Origin of the sequence: Oscillibacter valericigenes, assembly GCF_016902445.1 — a bacterium.
Classification (GTDB): Bacteria; Bacillota; Clostridia; order Oscillospirales; family Oscillospiraceae; genus Oscillibacter; species Oscillibacter avistercoris.
Window position 1 is genome coordinate 1 of the sequence record NZ_JACSNX010000098.1, and the last position, 219, is coordinate 219.

The following is a 219-nucleotide window of genomic DNA, read 5'->3' on the forward strand; positions in this document are numbered from 1 at the left end:
GAGTGCCCAGGGACTCCGCCGTGGTCTTGCCCAGCATCATGCAGGCGATGATCTTGGCGGCAGCCTGACGGGTCAGGGTGCCCTGGGGACGGAAATCACCATCGGAATAGCCGTCGATGATCCCCATCTCGGACATGACGTTGACAGCTTCCTCATAGGCTTCGCCGCTGAGGTCGGCGCTGTCACCGAAGTCCTTGGCGCCGGCGCTGACGGTGACCA

The 219-nt window shown here is 63.5% G+C and carries 1 protein-coding gene; it reads right to left on the reverse strand.

The window, feature by feature from the left end; translation table 11 throughout:
- The coding region (locus H9X91_RS14180) for an S-layer homology domain-containing protein (protein WP_204805900.1) at nt 1-219 on the reverse strand (219 nt) is incomplete at both ends.